This window comes from Nitrosomonas marina (assembly GCF_900111605.1).
GTDB lineage: Bacteria > Pseudomonadota > Gammaproteobacteria > Burkholderiales > Nitrosomonadaceae > Nitrosomonas > Nitrosomonas marina_A.
The window spans coordinates 1-1975 of sequence record NZ_FOIA01000077.1 but is presented as its reverse complement, the minus strand read 5'-3'; the positions used below and the strand labels follow the sequence as shown (position 1 = coordinate 1975).

Here is a 1975-nt window from a genome sequence, read left to right as displayed (position 1 = left end):
CGCAGGTCCCAGGTTGCACGCCGTTACCGGCAATCTATCTAACGGGTTGAAGTCCAGTCCGGGGAATTGCTCATTCACCCCGGTAGCACTGTGGAGCAGTATTTGAGTAATTGAATACTGTAAGTTCCGCGAAGGCAAAGCTGCAGGCCGCAACGCAAGTGAATCTTTATTAGCCTCGATAACCAGCTGAGGATGTTGACCCTCTAACCTGAAGGGGAAAACTGATACTACCTGCCTGACAATGAGCATTTCAGGTAGATCCTCCGGGGTTGTAGGAGTGGCATGTGGTGGAAGATAGATTGTGCAGGACGGGAGATCCAGTACAGTGGTTTGCAGAACCAACTGATTTATATAAGCGGGGAGCGAAATTAAATTAGGCTGTATTGGAAGTCTGAGGGGTTAAAAGTACCGTTTGAAGATGAGCGAACCATAACGCCATCTGAGGGAAGTGACCCTACTTTGTTCAAGCACGACTTTAGAATACAAGGCAATGATGATTGCAGAAAAGCTAACAACATCACGAAACTCGCAAGAGAGCGTCAGTGTATTCCAGAGGAAGCTATACCTTAAAGCCAAGCGCCAACCGACTTTTCGATTCTACAGTCTTTATGACAAGGTCTATCGGAGTGACGTACTGCAACGCGCTTATGATCTTGTCAGGCAAAACCAGGGTAGCCCCGGTATCGATGGGGAAACCTTCGAAGCAATAGAGGCCGGAATAGGAAAGCTGGCGTATTGTCATGCAATACAAGCATCATTGAAAGCCAGAACTTACCGGGCCATGCCGGTAAAGCGGGTAGAAATACCCAAGCCCAATGGCGAAACACGGCCATTAGGCATACCCTGCATCAAAGATCGGATCGTGCAAATGGCAGCCAAGCTGATCATTGAACCGATATTTGAAGCCGACTTCAGTACAAACTCCTATGGATTCAGGCCCAAGCGCACGGCGCACCAAGCGATGGATGCCATCAAGGAGGGATTGCTGAAAGGGCACGTCCATGTGATTGATGCCGACCTGTCTAAATATTTTGACACCATCCCACACCACAAACTGCTGCGAACAGTGGCAGAGCGTGTAGTGGACAGCCGGATACTCAGTTTGTTGAAACAATGGTTGAAAGTGCCGGTAGTCAAAGCGGATAGGGGAACGGACAAGATCATAGGCGGCAGGAAATCTCGGGCAGGAACCCCGCAAGGTGGTGTTATCTCGCCGTTGCTGGCTAACATCTACCTCAATATCCTCGACCGGATATGGGACAGGCATCAACTGGCAGCAAAGTACAAAGCGCGACTGGTTCGTTATGCAGATGATATGGTTGTACTTTGTGCAAGAGGCACGTCCAAACCTTATGCTATTCTGCAACATGTTCTCGGCAAGCTTGATCTCAAGCTCAACGACGACAAAACGCAGATTCGGGATGCCCGAAAGGAAACATTTGGTTTTCTCGGGTTTAATATCAGCTTTGTTACGGGCAGACAACCGGATAAACATTTCCCGTTGGTTGAACCATCAGATAAAGCTATACAAACCATCAAGCAGAAAATCAAATATTACACTCGTCGGGAAATGATTCCGGTGCCAATCAATATTATCGTAGGCAAACTCAATCAAACAGCCAGAGGCTGGAGTAACTATTTCTACTATGGTCATGGTCACAGGAAATTGAAGTCGATCAAATACTATATGGAATCAAGCCTGCGAAGCCAGCTAAGGTATAGGCACAAAGTGCGGAATCATGGAGCAGCTTTCAGGCGATTCCCAAGCCGTTATATTTATGATGACTTGAAACTGTATAAAATGCCAACTGCACCAGCATGGAAGGCGCGCATGCTTAAGGAAGAAGAGCATCGGAAAGCCGTATGCGGGAGAACCGCGTGTCCGGTTTGATGAGGGGAGGCTGTGACGGATGGCGCGTGAATATGCGTTGTTTGTTGCAGTCTTCTACTCTAACGAGCCCTGGTCGGGGAGCCA

The 1975-nt window shown here is 48.4% G+C and carries 1 protein-coding gene; it reads left to right on the top strand.

The features are described 5' to 3' along the window. The first annotated feature begins 490 nt into the window (after positions 1-490). On the top strand, positions 491-1891 hold the full coding sequence (ltrA, locus tag BMY62_RS15775) for a group II intron reverse transcriptase/maturase (protein WP_218143016.1): 1401 nt from the start codon (positions 491-493) through the stop codon (positions 1889-1891). Positions 1892-1975 lie beyond the last annotated feature (84 nt).

Bases quoted from the DNA above. Each gene is read 5' to 3' on its own strand.
- ltrA (WP_218143016.1), top strand. From the start codon at position 491: ATGATGATTGCAGAAAAGCTAACAACATCACGAAACTCGCAAGAGAGC.